We start from the raw sequence: 16233 nt of genomic DNA on the forward strand, positions 1-16233 counted from the left end.
CGTTTGGTTCCAGAAAACCGCGCAAAAAACCGATGGATGGCATGACACAGCTAAACACCCCCCGGCCGCGCAATGAAACGGCCGACCGCGACATAGACGAAAACCTCAAGCGGGCTTTCGACGAGATCGCGAATGAGCCGGTCCCGGACCGGTTCACCGATCTGTTAAAGCAACTGAAGGACAAGGGGGCTGCGACGCCTCCCTCACCTGATCGGTCCGAGGAGGAGCGCTCCGATGACTGAAGCCGCACAGGACCCGAGAGACGACCTGGTCAACCACTTGGGCGCCCTGCGCGCCTTTGCTATCAGCCTGACCCGCAACAGCGCCACCGCCGACGATCTGGTGCAGGACACGCTGGTCAAGGCCTGGACGAATATCGAGAAATTCGAGCATGGGTCGAACATGCGGGCCTGGCTGTTCACTATCCTGCGCAACACATTTTACTCGCTGCGCCGCAAACGCAAGCGCGAGGTGGAAGACGGCGACGGGGCGCTGTCCGCAACACTGGCGCAGAAACCCGACCACGACGGGCGGCTGCACATGCGCGATTTCCAAGTAGCCTTTGCCCAGCTGAACGACGAGCAGCGCGAAGCGCTGACGCTGGTCGGTGCGGGCGGCTTCTCTTACGAGGAAGCCGCGGAGATGTGCGGTGTGAAGACCGGCACGATCAAAAGCCGGGTGAACCGCGCACGGGCGCGGCTGGCCGAACTGATGGAACTGGGCGACGACAGCCAGATGGAGCTGACAGATACCGTCACCGCTGGGATCGTTGCCCAGCAGGGCGCCGCGTGATCAGAATGCCCCGGCTGCAAGCGGGCAGCCTTTTGGTCCGACTGGCGGCGGTGATGACGCTTGCGCTGCTGCCGCTCGGACTGATTGCGCTGTACCAAACCAACGCTGTGGTGGAGGAAGCCACCCGGCTGTCCCGCGCCTCGCTGCTGGACCGCACCGAGAGGGCTGCGTCCAGGGAGCGGGAACTGCTGCAACGGGCCGGCGGCGCCACCGAGGGGCTGGCCGCTTCGATCCTGCCCGTGGTCGCTGACCGCGACGCCTGCATCCGGATGCTTAAAGCCTTTAACGAAGGCGCGAACCCCTTTACCTTTGCCGCCTTCATGTCGCCCGAAGGTAAGATGGAGTGCGCGTCCGACGGGAAGGTGCGGGACGTTTCCAAGAGGTGGATGTATCTGAAGGCCCGGCAATCCCCACGGCTGTCCTTTGCTTTGAGCCGCGACCTTTTGGGGGCCGACAGAAGCTACCTGCTGGCGACCAGCCCGGTGCTGCGCAATGGCATCCTGATGGGATACGTGTCGATTGGAATTCCCCATAAGGTGAGCGCTGAGCCGAATGGCGACGAAGTGTCTTTTAAAGGCATCCAGTATGTCACCGTGGATTCGCAGGGCGAAATTCTGTCCGCAAGCGTTCCCGAACAGCGCGCGTCACTGGCTTTGCCGGTCTCAATCCCCCGGCGGGAACTGGCGGCTCGTATCGGCGACACGTTTTTTGAGGATGCCCGCTCCGGCCAGGAACGGTTTTTTGCAGTGAGCGAGATCCTTCCCGGCCAGGTCTTTGTGGTTGGCAGCTGGCCAGTGGAACACGCCGTGTCGGCGGCGACAAACCCTGCATCGCTGATGACGCTGGCGTTCCCGGTACTAATGTGGCTTGCGGGGATTGCCGTTGCCATCTTCGGACTGCAGCGGATGGTGATCCGTCACCTGAGCGCGCTGCGCACGGCGATGCGCCGCTATGCGCTGGGGGAGCGCGAGGATGCCAGTTTGGAGCTTATCTCTCCTCCGCGCGAATTCGCCGAAGCCCAGCAATCCTTCAACCGGATGGTGGCCATCCTCAGCGAAGCGGAGCGGCGGCGCGAGCTGGACCTGGAAGAGAAGACCGTCCTGCTGCGCGAGATTCACCACCGGGTGAAGAACAACCTGCAGCTTGTTGCCTCGATCATGAATATGCAAAGCCGCAATGCGCAGACGCCGGAGGCCCGGCGGATGCTGGCGCAATTGCAGCGGCGGGTGCGCGGCCTGGCAACCATTCACCGGAGCCTGAACACCAATCCCGATGTCACCACCGTCGACAGCCGTGACCTGATTGATACGCTGATCTCGGAAATCGGCGCGATGCTCCCCGGCGCGGGCCAGAAACTTTCGATCAGGACAGATCTCGCGCAGGTGCCGCTGAGTCAGGACCAGGGGGTGACTCTGTCGATGCTGGTGTCGGAGGCGATGACCAATGCGCTCAAATATGCCGGTGTGCCTGACGGCGGAAAACCGGAAATCCTGGTCAGCCTGCGCGAAACGGCAAAAGACTGGCTGGAGCTTGAGATAACCAACACCAAGGGGCGGCCCGTGATGCCTCCTGAGGAGGCCGCGGACGGAACGGGCGTCGGTGCCCGGCTGATGATGGCCTTTGCCACCCAGCTTGAGGGCGAGGCCACCATTTACGAAACTGACAACAGCCATACCTACAAGCTGAACTTCCCTGCTGTAGCCGGGGCCGTGCCGCCGGCAGCAGCGTCACAAGATCAGGAGAAACATGCCGCAGGAGCCGCAACCTGAACAGCACCACGGTGATTTCGAGGTGTTGATTACTGCCGAGGAGGCCTGGCCTGCGTTTGAGCGCGCGGTGCTGGGCGCAAAGCGCGAGCTCATTGCCAGTTTCCGCCTGTTCGATTTTGCCACCCTGCTGCTCAGCCCGGAGGCACGTGAGACCGGCGAAACTTGGGCGGACCTGATCGCAGATGCATTGCGGCGCGGCGTGCGGGTGCAGCTGGTGGTCAGTGATTTCGACCCGGTGATGGCCGCACCGCTGCATGCCGCGGCGCAAAAGACGCTGACGCAGGCACAGGAGATCATGGCCGGCCTGCCCGCGGAGCAGGCAGCACTGCTGTCAGTCGCAGCGTCACTGCATCCGACGCGCGCGGGTTTGCTGCCACGGCTCGCCTTTTCGCCCTTTGTGCTGCGCAAACTGCGCAAGCTGCCTCCGCGGCTGCGGCCGGCGGCGGCCAGCCGCCCGGGACTTCCGCAGCTCTACCCGGTGTCGCATCACCAGAAAATTGCGGTAATCGACCGGGAGGTTCTGTATATCGGCGGGCTGGATCTGAACCGGCGCCGCTATGACACGCTGGAGCACGACCTGCCGGCCCATGAAACCTGGGCGGACGTGCAGCTGATGCTGCGCGGCCCCGAAGCCGAAGAGGCGGCCCGCCACCTGGAGCGGTTCCGGGATGAAATCGCCCTGCGCAAGCAGCCGCCCGCGGGCAAGCTTGTTCGCCGCACGATGTCGGCCCCCCGCCGTGCCGGCTTTTGGGCCCTGTCGCCGCGCACGATGCTGAAGGAGATAGAAGAGGACCACCTGGCCGCCTTTGACCGGGCGCAAAACCTGATTTACCTGGAGTCCCAGTTCCTGCGGTCCAGCCTGATTGCACGCGGGCTGGCGAACGCCGCGCGCCGCAATTCTGAATTGTCGCTGATCCTGATCCTGCCTGCGCTGCCCGACGACGTCGCCTTTGAAGGCAACCGCGATCTGGACGCGAGTTATGGCATGGCATTGCAGGCGGAAGCCCTTCAAGAAGTCACTGAGGCCTTTGGTACCCGCGCCTGTATCGCCAGCCCGGTCCAGCGGCGCATGGCCGCCCGCGACACGCCTGCGGTGCTGTCGGGGTCGCCAATTATCTATCTGCACAGCAAGGTACTGGTCACCGACCGGGATTTCGCCATGGTCGGATCTGCCAATCTGAACGGGCGGTCGATGCGCTGGGACACCGAGGCCGCCTTGCGGATCAGCCAGCGCCCACGGATCGAAAAGCTGTGGCGGGAGCTGGCGCAGCATTGGTGGCAGGAGGATTTGCCAGCCGAGGCGCTGGACCCGGCCCACGCTGCCGCCTGGTGGCTTAAGGAGGTCCGCCGCAATCAGGTGCGCCGCCCGGAAGCCCGCCGCGGGCTGCTTGTGCCGCATGATCCAAGCAATATGGCCGAACTTCAGCAGCCGCTGCCGGGCGCCACAGAGGACATCGTCTGACCCCGCAACCCCGGGGTCGCCTGCGGCGGTAAAAAAAGGCACCCGGCGTGTTCCCGGGTGCCTTGGAGGGGGCCCAAATCTTCCGGATCAAACCGGACTAGGGGGGAGGACTTTGGGCCGTTTTATTGCAGTAGTAACGCAGCGGTCCCGCAAAGGTTCCGCGCTTTGCAAAAAAAATATTCCCGGCAGCTTGCAAAGCTGCCGGGTTGGTTCAGTTGCCCAGAAAGCGCCTAAGCGGCTTATTGCGCTTCCTGAGATTCTTCGGTGATTTCATCGCCGAGGTTCGACACGTCCCGTCCGAAACCTTCGGCGGTTTCGCAGGCGGCCAGTCCCGCCAGTGCCAGAAGCGCGATCATGATACGCATATCTGCCTCCTTACTTCAGTTTCGACGCGACGTTGCTGGCAAAGGCGTCGATGATGGCATTGTAGAACACTTCGCTGTCAACGCTCACCGAGGCAGGGTCGGTGCCTTCGGGGTAGTAAGCGTTGACCTGATCTGCCGAGACGGTGAGGTCATAGCGCATGTCCTTGGAGGCGTCCGGCATGTCGATATCCACATCGCCTTTCAGCATCCACTCGCCAACGCCCAGCGCCTGCTGGAAGTTGCTGGCCAGGGCAACGGAGTCAATCTCAATATGGATTTCCGCGGCCTCTCCGGCATCTTCACCCGCGATCTGGCCCACGAGGTTTTTGGCAAGGGCAGTTTCCAGGTCGGTCTCCAGGCTGGTCCAGACCTTGGCGGCCTGATAATTCTCGATCGCGCTCAGGTCGGCGGTCACGTCGATCTCGGAAACCTGGGAGCCCGCAGCAGCTGCGGTGGCCATGGCGGCAACAAGTGCGGTGGTGCGGATCAGGTGAGTCATCTTATGTGCTCCTTTCCATATTTGTCCCTCTTGGGGATGCAACACAGAAACGCACAGGCCATCTGAAAGGTTCCTGATTTCTAAATGAAAATCTCGCCCGGACCTGTTCCGCACGGATTTTTTAATGCTCTGGGTCATTTGCACGCGGAACCCGCCGCCCGGCGCGTGCGTTTGTGTTGCGCACAAGAGCAGCCAGAGGCAGAAACCAATGAATTCTCCGAAACAGCCCGTTGCCGAGGTCCTGAAGGAAACAAGCCGCATAGTCCGCCAGACCAACGGACCGGTCACCGTCGCCCAACTGACCGAGGAACTTGGGCACAGCTCACTTTCGGCGGTTCTGGCGGCTCCGGCGTTGGCCGTGGTTTCGCCGCTTAGCGGAGTGCCGCTGTTTTCGTCCGCATGCGGCATCCTGATCTGCCTGGTGTCGGGACAGATGCTGCTGGGCCGGTCGCATCTGTGGCTGCCGCAATGGCTGGGCCGCCGCAGGATCGAGGGCCGCTCCGTGCGCAAAATGACCGCCGCCATGCGCCGCACCGCACAGTGGCTGGACCGGCATTCGGGCAAACGCCTGCCTGCACTGCTGCGTCAGCCGTTTCTGACTGTCATCCGGCTGGTCTGCCTGATCTGCGGCGCGCTGATGCCGCTGCTGGAGATCGTGCCCTTCTCCTCTTCGGTACTGGGCGCGGCTGTCAGCCTGCTGGCGGTGGCGATGCTGACCAGGGACGGGCTGATTGCACTGCTGACCCTGACCGGACTGGGCACTGCTGCGACAGCGCTGGCCGCCGGGCTGGTCTGATACCAGATAGCCGCCCCCTATAGAAACCCAAAAGGCCGGGTTCCGTTTTGGAACCCGGCCTTGAAGGGCCGCCTGGCAGTGCTGTTTGCCCGAAACGCCGGTACGAGGCAGGAAACCGGCAGAGGGACGGGGGGCAAACGGGGCGGCTGTCAAAGGGGCCAGGAGGCCCCTTTGAGAAAGGGAGTGTTATTCAGACTGATACTCCGGCAGAGCTTCCAGTTCCTCGCGGGTCAGATGAGTGTTCACGCGGATGTCACCATCTACCTTGCCGATATCGAGATCACCCATGGTCAGTTCAACCGGCTTCTCGCCGATACCCAGGAAACCGCCAACGTCGATGATAACCGCTTCAACGCTGCCGCTGGTGTTCACGATCACCTGCGAGACTTCGCCGATGTGCTCATCATTGGAGTCATAGGTCCAAGCACCGGTCAGAGCCTCGGTGGTCATCTCACCGTCGGCCAGCGGTTCCATGGCCGGGCCGTCCGCGTCAGGGTTGACGGCGTCCGACATTTGCTCAGCAGTATTTTCGGTCTCGGTCGCCAGCTCTTCAGCTTCATTCGCCACTGCTTCAGCACCGGCTTCAGCTTCGTTTGCCACTTCGGCGGCGCCGGCTTCAGCTTCATTCGCCAGCTCGGATGCCTCAGCTTCAGCCTCATTTGCCAGCTCTTCGGCCTCCTGCTCCAGCGGAGCAGTGTCAGCCTGAGCTTCACCCGAGACGCTGGTCTCGCCGGAGGCGTCAACGGCCGGGGTTTCCAGCTGGACTTCGGCCTCGGCGCTGCCGGAAGCTTCGGTTTCGGTGCCTGCAAAGGCGGGCACGGCGGTTGCGACGATCAGCGAAGTCGAAAGCATAAGACGTTTCATCGTTTTGATCTCCTTAGCATTTTCACTCATCTGCGCGCTTGAGTTACAGCCACATAACCCCCGGCAGGACCGCTTGGTTCCCGCGTCCGGCAATTTTTTTAAAAAATGGCCTTATGCGGGGACGCTGCTGGCAAATCATTGCTGACGACAGCCTCAAAGCGGCAGGCCCCGGCCGAAACCGCGGCAGCACAAGCGCTGGAAGCAAATGGTTGCGGGGGTGAAAAACGGATGTGCCGGGCAGTCCGCCGCCCGGCACATCAGAAAGCAGAAAGGCAGGTGCAGCCAAGGGAGCCTGCCCAGGCCCGGCTACCGCTGCTTCGGAGCTTCCGCCTCCGCCGTGCCAGGCGGGGGCGCCAGCATGCGGCCGCACCACAGCAGAACCGGCAGCGCCACGATGGCACCGACCGGCCCCCAGATCCACAACCCGAATACAATGGCCCAGAAGACAATCAGCGGATTGAGGTCCAGCTGGCGGCCGACAAAAGCCGGGGTGATGAACTGCGCCTCAGTCAAGTTGATCGCGAGATACAAAAGAGGCGGCAGCACGGCGCCTGCGCCGCCGATTTGCGTCAGGCCTGCCACTGCGAGCCCGGCCATCATGATCAGCGGACCAAGGTACAGAATGAAATTCAGGATGGCCGCCGCCAGACCCCAGATCCAGGCGCCCGGCAGGCCGATTACCGCAAGCCCCGCCGCCGTGAGCAGGCCCAGCCCGCCATTGACGATCGTAACCGCCGCAAAGTAGCGCGCCACTGCACGCTCTGCCCGGAAGAACCGCGCCGTAAAACTGCCCGCTTTTTTATAAAGCTCATTCCGGGTCAGCACGAAGAAGAACAGCGTGCCGGCAAAAATGAACATCTGCGCGCCAAAGTTCGGCGCCAGCCAGAGCGCGTCCGTCAGTGTCGGCAGGCCGCCGCCCTCTTCCTCGGTCTCCGCGTCCGCTGCGCCGATTGTCTCCTCGATCTCGGTGCTGATGCTTTCGATACCGCGCAGCAGCCCGGACACCATGTCGAGCCAGCCGCGGATTTCATACTTGATCTTGGGGATCTGGCTGGCCAGCGATGTCAGCAGCGGGTCCAGCGACAGGATCAGCAATGCCAGCAGCGCGATGGACAGGATCAGGAGGCTGCTGGCCACCGCAACCCGGCTGACCCCGATCCGTTCCAGCCGGTCTGCCAGCGGCGCGACCACGACCCCGACCACCATGGCGAAGACGCCTGGCGCCAGAACCGGCTTGGCGAAATACAACGCAGCGCCCAGAAGTATCAGGGTGATAATCAGCAGCATCACCCGGACCGAGCGTTTGGCGATCACTGTCTCCCACATGTCTAGCGTCCCGTGCCGCGGCACTGCTTGCGTTTCCAAGCCTCAAGCGGCTGCGGCGCGGCTGCGGTGTGATCATTTGGCATGGAAGACCTCCCTGATGACATTGGCCTTTTGGCCTTATTCGCGCAAGCTGACGCGCAATTCACGGCGCTCCGGGTCACGCTGGTGCGGGCATCTGCGGACTAATAATGCGAAAAGGCTGGCGGGCACGCGCTGAACGGGCTGTGCAACCTTCGTCTTCCTTATCTATGTGTCCGGCATTGGTTCCAAGCCCGTCTGTTTCAGGTGCCCGCCCGCTCTGGGACAAACGCCTGCAGTCCCGGTTCGGTTCCCTGGCGCCCCGTGCAGTCAGCCCTGAGTGAACAGCTGGTAGCCCGGGTGCGCCACCGCGCGCAAACTGGTGATCGGATCTTCTCCGATCCACGTGGTGCGCTCCATCACGAACAATGCATCGCCGATCTTGCTCTGAAGCACCTCGCAGTCGCTTTCGGTTCCGGGCCGTGCATAGAGGCGCAAATCGCACCGCGAGTAGGGACGGTTGCGGACCAGCCATTCATTTGCACTTTCGCGGGTCAGGTCCACGGCTTGGATCTCCGGCACGGTTTCCAGGCAGATCCAGCGGTCCTCGAAGATGTAGGGACGGCTGTCGGAGAGGTGCAGCGCCTCGACGCGCAGCATTGGACGGGCCTCGGGCAGACCGAAATTGGCCATGATGGCCGCAGTTGACGGCTGCACGGACTGGCGGATCAGCTGGTACTGGTAGACGCTGCCCTTCTGTTCGACCTCCAACCGGGTGATCGGGATATTCAGCGTTGCGCGGGTCACGGGATCGCGCCGCACCATCGTGCCGCCCTTGCGCCGGCGTTCCACCACTCCGCTTTCGGCCAGGTCCCGCATGGCGCGGTGCACGGTAGAGCGGGCACAGCCGAATTGGGCCGCGAACTCTTCATCTCGCGGCAGCTTGTCACCGGGCCCGTAGGTCGAATCCAGGATCATCTGCCGGATGCTGTCCCGGATCTGCGTCCAGGAATGACGCCGCTTGTCCGTCAAAATTCATCTCCCAGGCCGCGCGGGACAATGTGCGCTGCTGCTCCATATTTCATCTTGCGCCGAAAGGCGAACGCGAACCGCGCAACCGTGATTGACAAGAATATGTAGCTACATATTAATGTAAAGCACTTACAAAACAATAAGGAGTCTGCGCCACCGGCCCGCGGCCACCGCAGATCCACCGACAGACGGAGGAATGGAGACATGCAAAGACGGAGTTTTCTGAAGGCCGGCGCTATGGGCGCAGCGGCCACCGCGCTGGCCAGCCCGGCCATTGCCCAGGGTAAGATGCAATGGAAGATGGTCACCGCCTGGCCGAAGAACCTGCCCGGACCCGGCGTGGCGGCGCAGATGCTGGCCGACCGGATCACCACGCTGTCGGGCGGCCGGATCGAGGTGAAGCTTTTTGCTGCCGGTGAGCTGGTTCCGGGACGCGGCGTGTTCGATGCCGTGTCCGAAGGCACCGCGGAGCTGTACCATGCAGTGCCGGCTTACTGGGGCTCCAAGTCCAAGGGCATCCTGTTGTTTGGCTCGCAGCCCTTTGGCCTGCGCGCGGATGAACAGTTCGGCTGGCTGTACCACGGCGGCGGCCAGGCGCTCTATGACGAGATGTACGGCCGTTTCGGCATCAAGCCGTTCCTGTGCGGCAACTCCGGCCCGCAGTGGGGCGGCTGGTTCAAGACCGAGATCAACTCGGCCGAGGATCTGAAGGGTCTGAAGTTCCGCACCACCGGCCTGGCTTCCGAGATGGCCTCGAAACTGGGGATGGCGGCAGAGGCCACCAGCGGCCCGGCAATGTTCCAAGGCCTGCAGACCGGCGCGCTGGATGCCGGCGAATTCATCGGCCCCTGGACCGACAGCGCGCTGGGGTATTTCCAGGTGGCCAAGAACTACTACTGGCCCGGTGTGGGCGAGCCCTCCTCGGCCGAGGAATGCGGCGTCAACGCCAATGTCTTTGCCGAGCTGCCCGATGACCTCAAGCAGGTTGTGTCGCTGGCCTGCGAGAGCCTCTACAATCCGGTCTGGACCGAATACACCACTAAACACGCTCAGGCGCTGAAGAAGATGGTGGATGAGGATGGCGTGCAGGTAAAGATGTTCCCCGAGGACGTGATTGCCGCGATGGGCGCTGCCGCCAAAGAAGTGATTGCCGAGCTGCAGGAGGACGAGGACGAACTGGTGCGCCGGATCACCGAAAGCTTCCTCACCTACCGCGACAGTGTCGGCGGCTACATGACGTATGCCGACAACGGCCAGATGAACGCCCGCGCGTCGGTGATGGGCTACTGATCTGTACAACGGCCGCCGGCGCCCTGGGAGACCGGGCGCCGGCTTTTTGATGGGGAGAGACGCAGGATGCTACGGGTTGCGGATGCGCTGGACGGCATCAACCGGGGTCTGGCGATGGTGATACGCTGGCTGGCACTGCTGATGGTGCTGGCGCAATTTGCCATCGTGGTCGGACGCTATGTGTTCGGGGTGAACTCCATCGCCGCGCAGGAAAGCGTCCTGTACATGCACGCTACCCTGTTCATGCTGGCTGCCGGTTACACGCTGCTGGTCGATAAGCATGTGCGTGTCGATGTGTTCTATGCGGGCCTCAGCCCCCACGCCCGGCGCCGCATCGACATTTTCGGCCACTTGGTACTGCTGCTACCGTCAATGGCGGCGCTGCTCTACTGGTCCTGGCCCTCGGTCCGCAATTCCTGGGCCATCCTCGAAGGCCCGATTGCCGTCGGCGGCTTGGAGGCCGTGTTCCTGCTGAAATCGCTGATCCCCGCCTTCTGCGTGCTGGTCATGCTGCAATCCATCGCCCTGCTGATCCGGCTGTTTTCGGAAAGATCCCCCCAATGACGGAATATCTCGACCTGGTCATGTTCGCGGCCCTGATGGCAGCGATCCTTATGGGTTTTCCGGTAGCCTTCTCGATCGCGGGTGTTGCAGTCCTGTTTGCCTATCTCGGCTGGATGCTGGGGGTGATGGACATCTCGCTGCTGGGGGCGCTTGGCCAGCGCGCGTTCGGGCTGCTGAGCAACCAGGTGCTAATCGCCATCCCGCTGTTTGTGCTGATGGGCGCGATCCTGGAAAAGAGCCGCATCGCCGAAGAGCTGCTGGACACCATGGGGCGGCTGTTCGGGCAGCTGAAGGGCGGCTTGGGCATCTCGGTGGTGCTGGTGGGGGCGCTCTTGGCGGCCTCGACCGGCATTGTCGGCGCCACGGTGGTGGCGATGGGCATGATCGCCCTGCCTGCCATGCTACGCGCGGGTTATGATCCGCGGGTCGCCTCCGGCATCGTCTGCACGGCCGGCACGCTGGGGCAGATCATCCCGCCCTCAACGCTTCTGATCATCCTCGCCGACGTGATGTCGAACGCCTACCAGCAGGCCCAGTACGAGCAGGGCAAGTTTTCGGTCGAGGCCTTGTCGGTGGGCCAGTTCTTTGCGGCGGCGCTGGTGCCGGGGCTGGTGCTGGTTGTGCTGTACCTTCTTTATGTCCTGGTCCGGGGCTTCTTGCGCCCGCAGGACATGCCCTCTGCCCCGGCTGATCTGGCCCGTCCCAGCCGCGGCGAGGTCGTGCGCGCTGTGGTGCCGCCGATCCTGCTGATCTTTGCCGTGCTGGGCGCCATCCTTGGCGGCGTCGCCACCCCGACGGAGGCGGCATCGGTCGGTGCCATCGGCGCGCTGCTGATGGCGGGCCTGCGGGCGGGCGGTCCGGTCCGGCTGATCCTGCTGGGCGCTGCCGCGCTGATCCTGCTGGGTATCCTGTCTGGCGTGCACCCCATTCGCCTGCAGCGCAGCGACCTCAGCAGCGGCGACTTGGCGGCAGGGCTGTTTTACGCGCTGCTGACGGCTGTGGGCGCCATCGCCGTGATTGCCGCCCTGCGCAGCGGGCTGAAGAAGCGCATCCTGCATGAGGCCGTGACCTCAACCGCGACGATGACCGCGATGATCTTTGCCACCATCCTGGCGGCGGGCATGTTCTCGCTGGTATTCATCGGGCTGGGCGGCGAGGAGCGGGTAGCCCATATCCTGGGCAACATGCCGGGCGGCCCATCCGGGGCGCTGCTGTTCTGCATGCTGTTCATCTTTGTGCTGGGCTTCTTCCTCGATTTCGTCGAGATCTCGGTGATCGTGCTGCCGCTGGTCACGCCGACGCTGATCCTGATGGGGCATGATCCGGTCTGGCTCGGCATCCTGATCGCGATCAATCTGCAGACCAGTTTTCTGACCCCGCCGTTCGGCTTTTCGCTGTTCTACCTGCGCGGCGCGGCACCGGAGGAGGTCACCACCCGCCACATATATCAGGGAGTTGTGCCGTTCATCGGCTTGCAGGCGCTTGGGGTTTTGCTGGTCTGGCTGCTCCCCGGGCTGGCGACCTGGCTGCCTGCGGCGATTTTCTGACGCGGCGCGCCCTGGCAGCATGTTTTGCGGTGCAAGGGCGCACATTAGCCCCTTTTATTGGCGCTTCTTGAAGGCCGCGAGCCGCTAAGCCTGCGCTCTTCGCCAGTTGCCTGTCCGCCACACTTGGACTTGGCTACATTTGTTTCCAGAGTAAGCGCTTCTCGTCCCAAACCAGGAACTTGATGCGGTCGGCCCGCTTTGCGCGGAACACGAAAGCAGCGCCGCTGAACGGGTCGGGCCCCATCGTCTCCTGAACCAGCAGCGCCAGGCCATCTATGCCCTTGCGGAAAACCGTCGGGCACGTGGCTGCGTAAATGCGCAAGTCACCAGAACCGTACCGCGAACGGATATCACGGCTGATCAGGACCCTTGGCTCCACCGAAGGCATGGAAGAGGCGAAGGAGGCGCTGCGGTCTCTGGTGGGGCGGATTGTGCTGACGCCTGCGGCGGAGGGCACTGGCCTGGACCTGACCCTGGAGGGGGATCTGGCGGGGCTGCTGCGGCTTGCGGCGGGTGCGGAAGGCCCGGACACGAAGAAGGCTTCGGGCGTGTTGCCTGAAGCCGTTGATATGTCTTGTGAATTAGTGTTGGTTGCGGGAGCAGGATTTGAACCTGCGACCTTCAGGTTATGAGCCTGACGAGCTACCTGGCTGCTCCATCCCGCGACAGGTGTTATTGATCGTTTAGAGAGTATATTGGATTTTACTAGGTTTGGCGGTGACCTACTCTCCCAGGGCTTGAGCCCAAGTACCATCGGCGCGACAGTGCTTAACTTCCGGGTTCGGGATGGGACCGGGTGTTTCACTTGTGCTGTGGCCACCAAACCGAGGAAAATCCAAGCGCCGGAGGCGGTTGGCTTTTCTCGGTTGGCGGTCGGCAGCGTGTTTGCGAAGCAAATGCGCGAGAGACCGCAGCTGAGTTATGTCACGATGACATTTCCAAATGCGTCCGGCGTACAATCAACATGTCCAGTCAAAGGGATGGTTTGCTTGTTTGGTTTTGTAACACTGTCTGTTACTGGATCAAATCAAGCCTGTCGGGCGATTAGTACCGGTCAGCTGAACGCATTGCTGCGCTTACACCTCCGGCCTATCGGCGTGGTGGTCTTCCACGGCCCTCAGGGATACCTTGTTTTGAGGGGGGCTTCCCGCTTAGATGCCTTCAGCGGTTATCCTGTCCGATCATAGCTACCCAGCACTGCAATTGGCATTACAACTGGTCCACCAGTGGATCGTTCACCCCGGTCCTCTCGTACTAGGGGCAACTCCTCTCAAGTATCCTGCACCCACGGCAGATAGGGACCGAACTGTCTCACGACGTTCTAAACCCAGCTCACGTACCTCTTTAAACGGCGAACAGCCGTACCCTTGGGACCTGCTCCAGCCCCAGGATGAGATGAGCCGACATCGAGGTGCCAAACACTGCCGTCGATATGGACTCTTGGGCAGTATCAGCCTGTTATCCCCGGCGTACCTTTTATCCGTTGAGCGATGGCCCTTCCACGCGGGACCACCGGATCACTATGGCCGACTTTCGTCTCTGCTCGACTTGTCAGTCTTGCAGTCAGGCTGGCTTCTGCCATTGCACTCAACGAGCGATTTCCGACCGCTCTGAGCCAACCTTCGCGCGCCTCCGTTACTCTTTAGGAGGCGACCGCCCCAGTCAAACTACCCGCCACGCAGGGTCCCGGATCCGGATAACGGACCGCGGTTAGACATCAAGAGTGCGAAGGGTGGTATCTCAAGGGAGGCTCCACAGGAACTTGCGTTCCTGCTTCGATGCCTACCACCTATCCTGCACATCACAATCCTGATGCCAGTGCGAAGCTGTAGTAAAGGTGCACGGGGTCTTTCCGTCTAACCGCGGGAAGCCTGCATCTTGACAGGCAATTCAATTTCGCTGAGTCGATGTTGGAGACAGCGGGGAAGTCGTTACGCCATTCGTGCAGGTCGGAACTTACCCGACAAGGAATTTCGCTACCTTAGGACCGTTATAGTTACGGCCGCCGTTTACCTGGGCTTCAATTCGGAGCTCTCACCCCTCCTTTTAACCTTCAGGCACCGGGCAGGCGTCAGACCCTATACGTCGCCTTGCGGCTTCGCAGAGCCCTGTGTTTTTAATAAACAGTCGCCACCCCCTGGTTTGTGCCCCCGGATCCAAGTTGCCTTGAACCCGGGCCTCCTTCTCGCGAACTTACGGAGGTATTTTGCCGAGTTCCTTCAACATCGTTCTCTCAAGCGCCTTGGTATGCTCTACCAGTCCACCTGTGTCGGTTTAGGGTACGGTCTGATGGAGGGCTATTTCCAGGGACCAATCAGCGGCCCGCCCAATCCGATAAGGGCGAACAACCTTCATGATCCGTCACATCCTCCTGGCTCAGGAATATTAACCTGATTCCCATCGCCTACGCCTTTCGGCCTCGGCTTAGGGGCCGGCTTACCCTGCTCAGATTAGCTTTAAGCAGGAACCCTTGGACTTTCGGCGAGAGTGTCTCTCACACTCTTTGTCGCTACTCATGTCATCATTCTCGCTAGTGATCTCTCCACCGGATGGCTCACGCCCCGGCTTCATCGAAAGCCTCTCTCCTCCAATGTATCCGAAGATACTAAGGAGGAATGAGACTATGTCACACTACGCTCTGCTACCATGCACTATGTGCATCCTCGGCTTCGGCTCATGGCTTGAGCCCCGTTACATCTTCGCCGCAAGACATCTTGATTAGACCAGTGAGCTGTTACGCTATCTTTAAAGGATGGCTGCTTCTAAGCCAACCTCCTGGTTGTTTTGGACGTCTCACCTGCTTTCCCACTTAGCCATGAATTGGGGGCCTTAGCCGGAGGTCAGGGTTGTTTCCCTCTCCACGACGGACGTTAGCATCCGCCGTGTGTCTGCCATCCAGTACTCCCGGGTATTCGGAGTTTGGTTAGGATCAGTAAGCCTGTGGGGCCCCATTACCCATCCAGTGCTCTACCCCCCGGGGTATTCGGATGACGCTCTACCTAAATAGATTTCGCAGAGAACCAGCTATCTCCGAGTTTGATTGGCCTTTCACCCCTAGGCACAGCTCATCCCGATCCTTTTCAACGGATGTGGGTTCGGTCCTCCAGTGCGTGTTACCGCACCTTCAACCTGGCCATGCCTAGATCACTCGGTTTCGGGTCTGATCCCACGAACTCATGCGCCCTATTAAGACTCGCTTTCGCTGCGCCTCCGCCTAACGGCTTAAGCTTGCTCGTGAGACCAAGTCGATGACCCATTATACAAAAGGTACGCTGTCAGCCCTCAAGGGGCCTCCAACTGATTGTAGGCGTTCGGTTTCAGGTACTGTTTCACTCCCCTCGCCGGGGTGCTTTTCACCTTTCCCTCACGGTACTGGTTCGCTATCGGTCAGTAAGGAGTACTTAGCCTTCGGAGGTGGTCCTCCGGTCTTCGAACAGGATTTCACGTGTCCCGCCCTACTTAATACGTCCCTCAAAGCTTCCCATACGGGGCTGTCACCCGCTCTGGCTGCGTTTCCCAACGCATTCTGGTCACTTATCAGGCTCGGCTGGTCCGCGTTCGCTCGCCGCTACTAACGGAGTCTCTATTGATGTCCTTTCCTCCGGGTACTTAGATGTTTCAGTTCCCCGGGTTTGCTCTTAAAGACCTATGTATTCAGTCCTTAAGTACCTGGTTCAAACCATTATTGATTACCGAAGGTAACAATAACGATCTGTCAGGTGGGTTCCCCCATTCAGAGATCTTGGGATCAAAGCCTATTCCCGGCTCCCCCAAGCTTATCGCAGGGTATCACGTCTTTCATCGCCTCTTACTGCCAAGGCATCCGCCAAACGCCCTTCTCGCGCTTGATTTGATCCAGAAAAAGACAGTGTATCTGCCACGATGCGGAAGCTGGTAAGAAACCGCATC

At 61.4% G+C, this 16233-nt stretch carries 14 protein-coding genes, 1 tRNA gene and 2 rRNA genes; 8 read left to right on the forward strand and 9 right to left on the reverse strand.

Translation table 11 applies throughout. The features are described 5' to 3' along the window. Positions 1 to 32: 32 nt before the first annotated feature. The 4 genes from ACXAED_RS05855 to ACXAED_RS05870 are packed head-to-tail and all read left to right on the forward strand — an operon-like array spanning position 33 to position 4023. Positions 33 to 242, forward strand: coding sequence for a NepR family anti-sigma factor (locus ACXAED_RS05855; protein WP_475047658.1), 210 nt, complete (start codon positions 33 to 35; stop codon positions 240 to 242). Further along, positions 235 to 792, forward strand: a complete 558-nt coding sequence (locus ACXAED_RS05860; RefSeq protein ID WP_475047661.1) for an RNA polymerase sigma factor — start codon at positions 235 to 237, stop codon at positions 790 to 792. Before ACXAED_RS05855 ends, ACXAED_RS05860 begins: the two co-directional genes overlap by 8 nt. Before the next feature lie 5 nt (positions 793 to 797). Further along, on the forward strand, positions 798 to 2561 hold the full coding sequence (locus ACXAED_RS05865) for a sensor histidine kinase (protein WP_475053025.1): 1764 nt from the start codon (positions 798 to 800) through the stop codon (positions 2559 to 2561). Further along, complete coding sequence (locus ACXAED_RS05870; protein ID WP_475047663.1) at positions 2539 to 4023, forward strand: phospholipase D family protein; 1485 nt, start codon at positions 2539 to 2541, stop codon at positions 4021 to 4023. The genes ACXAED_RS05865 and ACXAED_RS05870 overlap by 23 nt, the downstream gene beginning before the upstream one ends. Positions 4024 to 4262: 239 nt before the next feature. On the opposite strand, the gene ACXAED_RS05875 is transcribed toward ACXAED_RS05870, so the two are convergent. Both ACXAED_RS05875 and ACXAED_RS05880 read right to left on the reverse strand, forming a co-directional pair. After that, positions 4263 to 4388, reverse strand: coding sequence for an entericidin A/B family lipoprotein (locus ACXAED_RS05875; protein ID WP_475047665.1), 126 nt, complete (start codon positions 4386 to 4388; stop codon positions 4263 to 4265). Positions 4389 to 4398: 10 nt separating this feature from the next. Continuing rightward, on the reverse strand, positions 4399 to 4887 hold the full coding sequence (locus ACXAED_RS05880; RefSeq protein WP_475047668.1) for a hypothetical protein: 489 nt from the start codon (positions 4885 to 4887) through the stop codon (positions 4399 to 4401). Positions 4888 to 5095: 208 nt separating this feature from the next. On the opposite strand from ACXAED_RS05880, the gene ACXAED_RS05885 reads away from it, so the two are divergent. Continuing rightward, complete coding sequence (locus ACXAED_RS05885; RefSeq protein WP_475047671.1) at positions 5096 to 5683, forward strand: exopolysaccharide biosynthesis protein; 588 nt, start codon at positions 5096 to 5098, stop codon at positions 5681 to 5683. A 186-nt stretch (positions 5684 to 5869) separates the two neighbouring features. Here ACXAED_RS05885 and ACXAED_RS05890 read toward each other — a convergent pair whose 3' ends face one another. From ACXAED_RS05890 to ACXAED_RS05900, 3 genes are all read right to left on the reverse strand, one after another. Beyond that, a complete protein-coding gene (locus ACXAED_RS05890; protein WP_475047673.1) occupies positions 5870 to 6547 on the reverse strand; it encodes a PRC-barrel domain-containing protein in 678 nt (225 codons plus the stop codon). 306 nt (positions 6548 to 6853) lie between these two features. Continuing rightward, on the reverse strand, positions 6854 to 7873 hold the full coding sequence (locus ACXAED_RS05895; protein ID WP_475047675.1) for an AI-2E family transporter: 1020 nt from the start codon (positions 7871 to 7873) through the stop codon (positions 6854 to 6856). A gap of 348 nt (positions 7874 to 8221) precedes the next feature. Then, positions 8222 to 8923, reverse strand: a complete 702-nt coding sequence (locus ACXAED_RS05900) for a GntR family transcriptional regulator (protein WP_475047677.1) — start codon at positions 8921 to 8923, stop codon at positions 8222 to 8224. A gap of 204 nt (positions 8924 to 9127) precedes the next feature. Here ACXAED_RS05900 and ACXAED_RS05905 point away from each other — a divergent pair, with 204 nt between their 5' ends. From ACXAED_RS05905 to ACXAED_RS05915, 3 genes are all read left to right on the forward strand, one after another. Further along, positions 9128 to 10213: a TRAP transporter substrate-binding protein gene (locus ACXAED_RS05905; protein ID WP_475047680.1), complete on the forward strand. Its 1086-nt coding sequence runs from the start codon at positions 9128 to 9130 to the stop codon at positions 10211 to 10213. Between the two features lie 66 nt (positions 10214 to 10279). Continuing rightward, positions 10280 to 10777, forward strand: coding sequence for a TRAP transporter small permease subunit (locus tag ACXAED_RS05910; protein WP_475047682.1), 498 nt, complete (start codon positions 10280 to 10282; stop codon positions 10775 to 10777). After that, positions 10774 to 12324: a TRAP transporter large permease gene (locus ACXAED_RS05915; protein ID WP_475047684.1), complete on the forward strand. Its 1551-nt coding sequence runs from the start codon at positions 10774 to 10776 to the stop codon at positions 12322 to 12324. The genes ACXAED_RS05910 and ACXAED_RS05915 overlap by 4 nt, the downstream gene beginning before the upstream one ends. Positions 12325 to 12457: 133 nt before the next feature. Here ACXAED_RS05915 and tnpB read toward each other — a convergent pair whose 3' ends face one another. The 4 genes from tnpB to ACXAED_RS05935 all read right to left on the reverse strand — a co-directional run bounded on the left by tnpB (position 12458) and on the right by ACXAED_RS05935 (position 16175). Further along, a complete protein-coding gene (tnpB, locus tag ACXAED_RS05920; protein WP_475053027.1) occupies positions 12458 to 12712 on the reverse strand; it encodes an IS66 family insertion sequence element accessory protein TnpB in 255 nt (84 codons plus the stop codon). A 200-nt stretch (positions 12713 to 12912) separates the two neighbouring features. Next, positions 12913 to 12989 (reverse strand) — tRNA-Met (locus ACXAED_RS05925). Between the two features lie 44 nt (positions 12990 to 13033). Next, positions 13034 to 13148, reverse strand: a 5S ribosomal RNA gene (gene rrf, locus ACXAED_RS05930). 199 nt (positions 13149 to 13347) lie between these two features. Continuing rightward, positions 13348 to 16175: ribosomal RNA gene (locus ACXAED_RS05935) — 23S ribosomal RNA — on the reverse strand. Positions 16176 to 16233: the final 58 nt, after the last annotated feature.

It is taken from the genome of Leisingera sp. ABM4_103 (genome assembly GCF_056158685.1).

Bases quoted from the DNA above. Each gene is read 5' to 3' on its own strand.
- ACXAED_RS05915 (WP_475047684.1), top strand. From the start codon at position 10,774: ATGACGGAATATCTCGACCTGGTCATGTTCGCGGCCCTGATGGCAGCG.
- ACXAED_RS05855 (WP_475047658.1), top strand. From the start codon at position 33: ATGGATGGCATGACACAGCTAAACACCCCCCGGCCGCGCAATGAAACG.
- ACXAED_RS05910 (WP_475047682.1), top strand. From the start codon at position 10,280: ATGCTACGGGTTGCGGATGCGCTGGACGGCATCAACCGGGGTCTGGCG.
- ACXAED_RS05870 (WP_475047663.1), top strand. From the start codon at position 2,539: ATGCCGCAGGAGCCGCAACCTGAACAGCACCACGGTGATTTCGAGGTG.
- ACXAED_RS05865 (WP_475053025.1), top strand. From the start codon at position 798: ATGCCCCGGCTGCAAGCGGGCAGCCTTTTGGTCCGACTGGCGGCGGTG.
- ACXAED_RS05880 (WP_475047668.1), bottom strand. From the start codon at position 4,887: ATGACTCACCTGATCCGCACCACCGCACTTGTTGCCGCCATGGCCACC.
- ACXAED_RS05875 (WP_475047665.1), bottom strand. From the start codon at position 4,388: ATGCGTATCATGATCGCGCTTCTGGCACTGGCGGGACTGGCCGCCTGC.
- ACXAED_RS05885 (WP_475047671.1), top strand. From the start codon at position 5,096: ATGAATTCTCCGAAACAGCCCGTTGCCGAGGTCCTGAAGGAAACAAGC.
- tnpB (WP_475053027.1), bottom strand. From the start codon at position 12,712: ATGCCTTCGGTGGAGCCAAGGGTCCTGATCAGCCGTGATATCCGTTCG.
- ACXAED_RS05860 (WP_475047661.1), top strand. From the start codon at position 235: ATGACTGAAGCCGCACAGGACCCGAGAGACGACCTGGTCAACCACTTG.
- ACXAED_RS05895 (WP_475047675.1), bottom strand. From the start codon at position 7,873: ATGTGGGAGACAGTGATCGCCAAACGCTCGGTCCGGGTGATGCTGCTG.
- ACXAED_RS05890 (WP_475047673.1), bottom strand. From the start codon at position 6,547: ATGAAACGTCTTATGCTTTCGACTTCGCTGATCGTCGCAACCGCCGTG.
- ACXAED_RS05905 (WP_475047680.1), top strand. From the start codon at position 9,128: ATGCAAAGACGGAGTTTTCTGAAGGCCGGCGCTATGGGCGCAGCGGCC.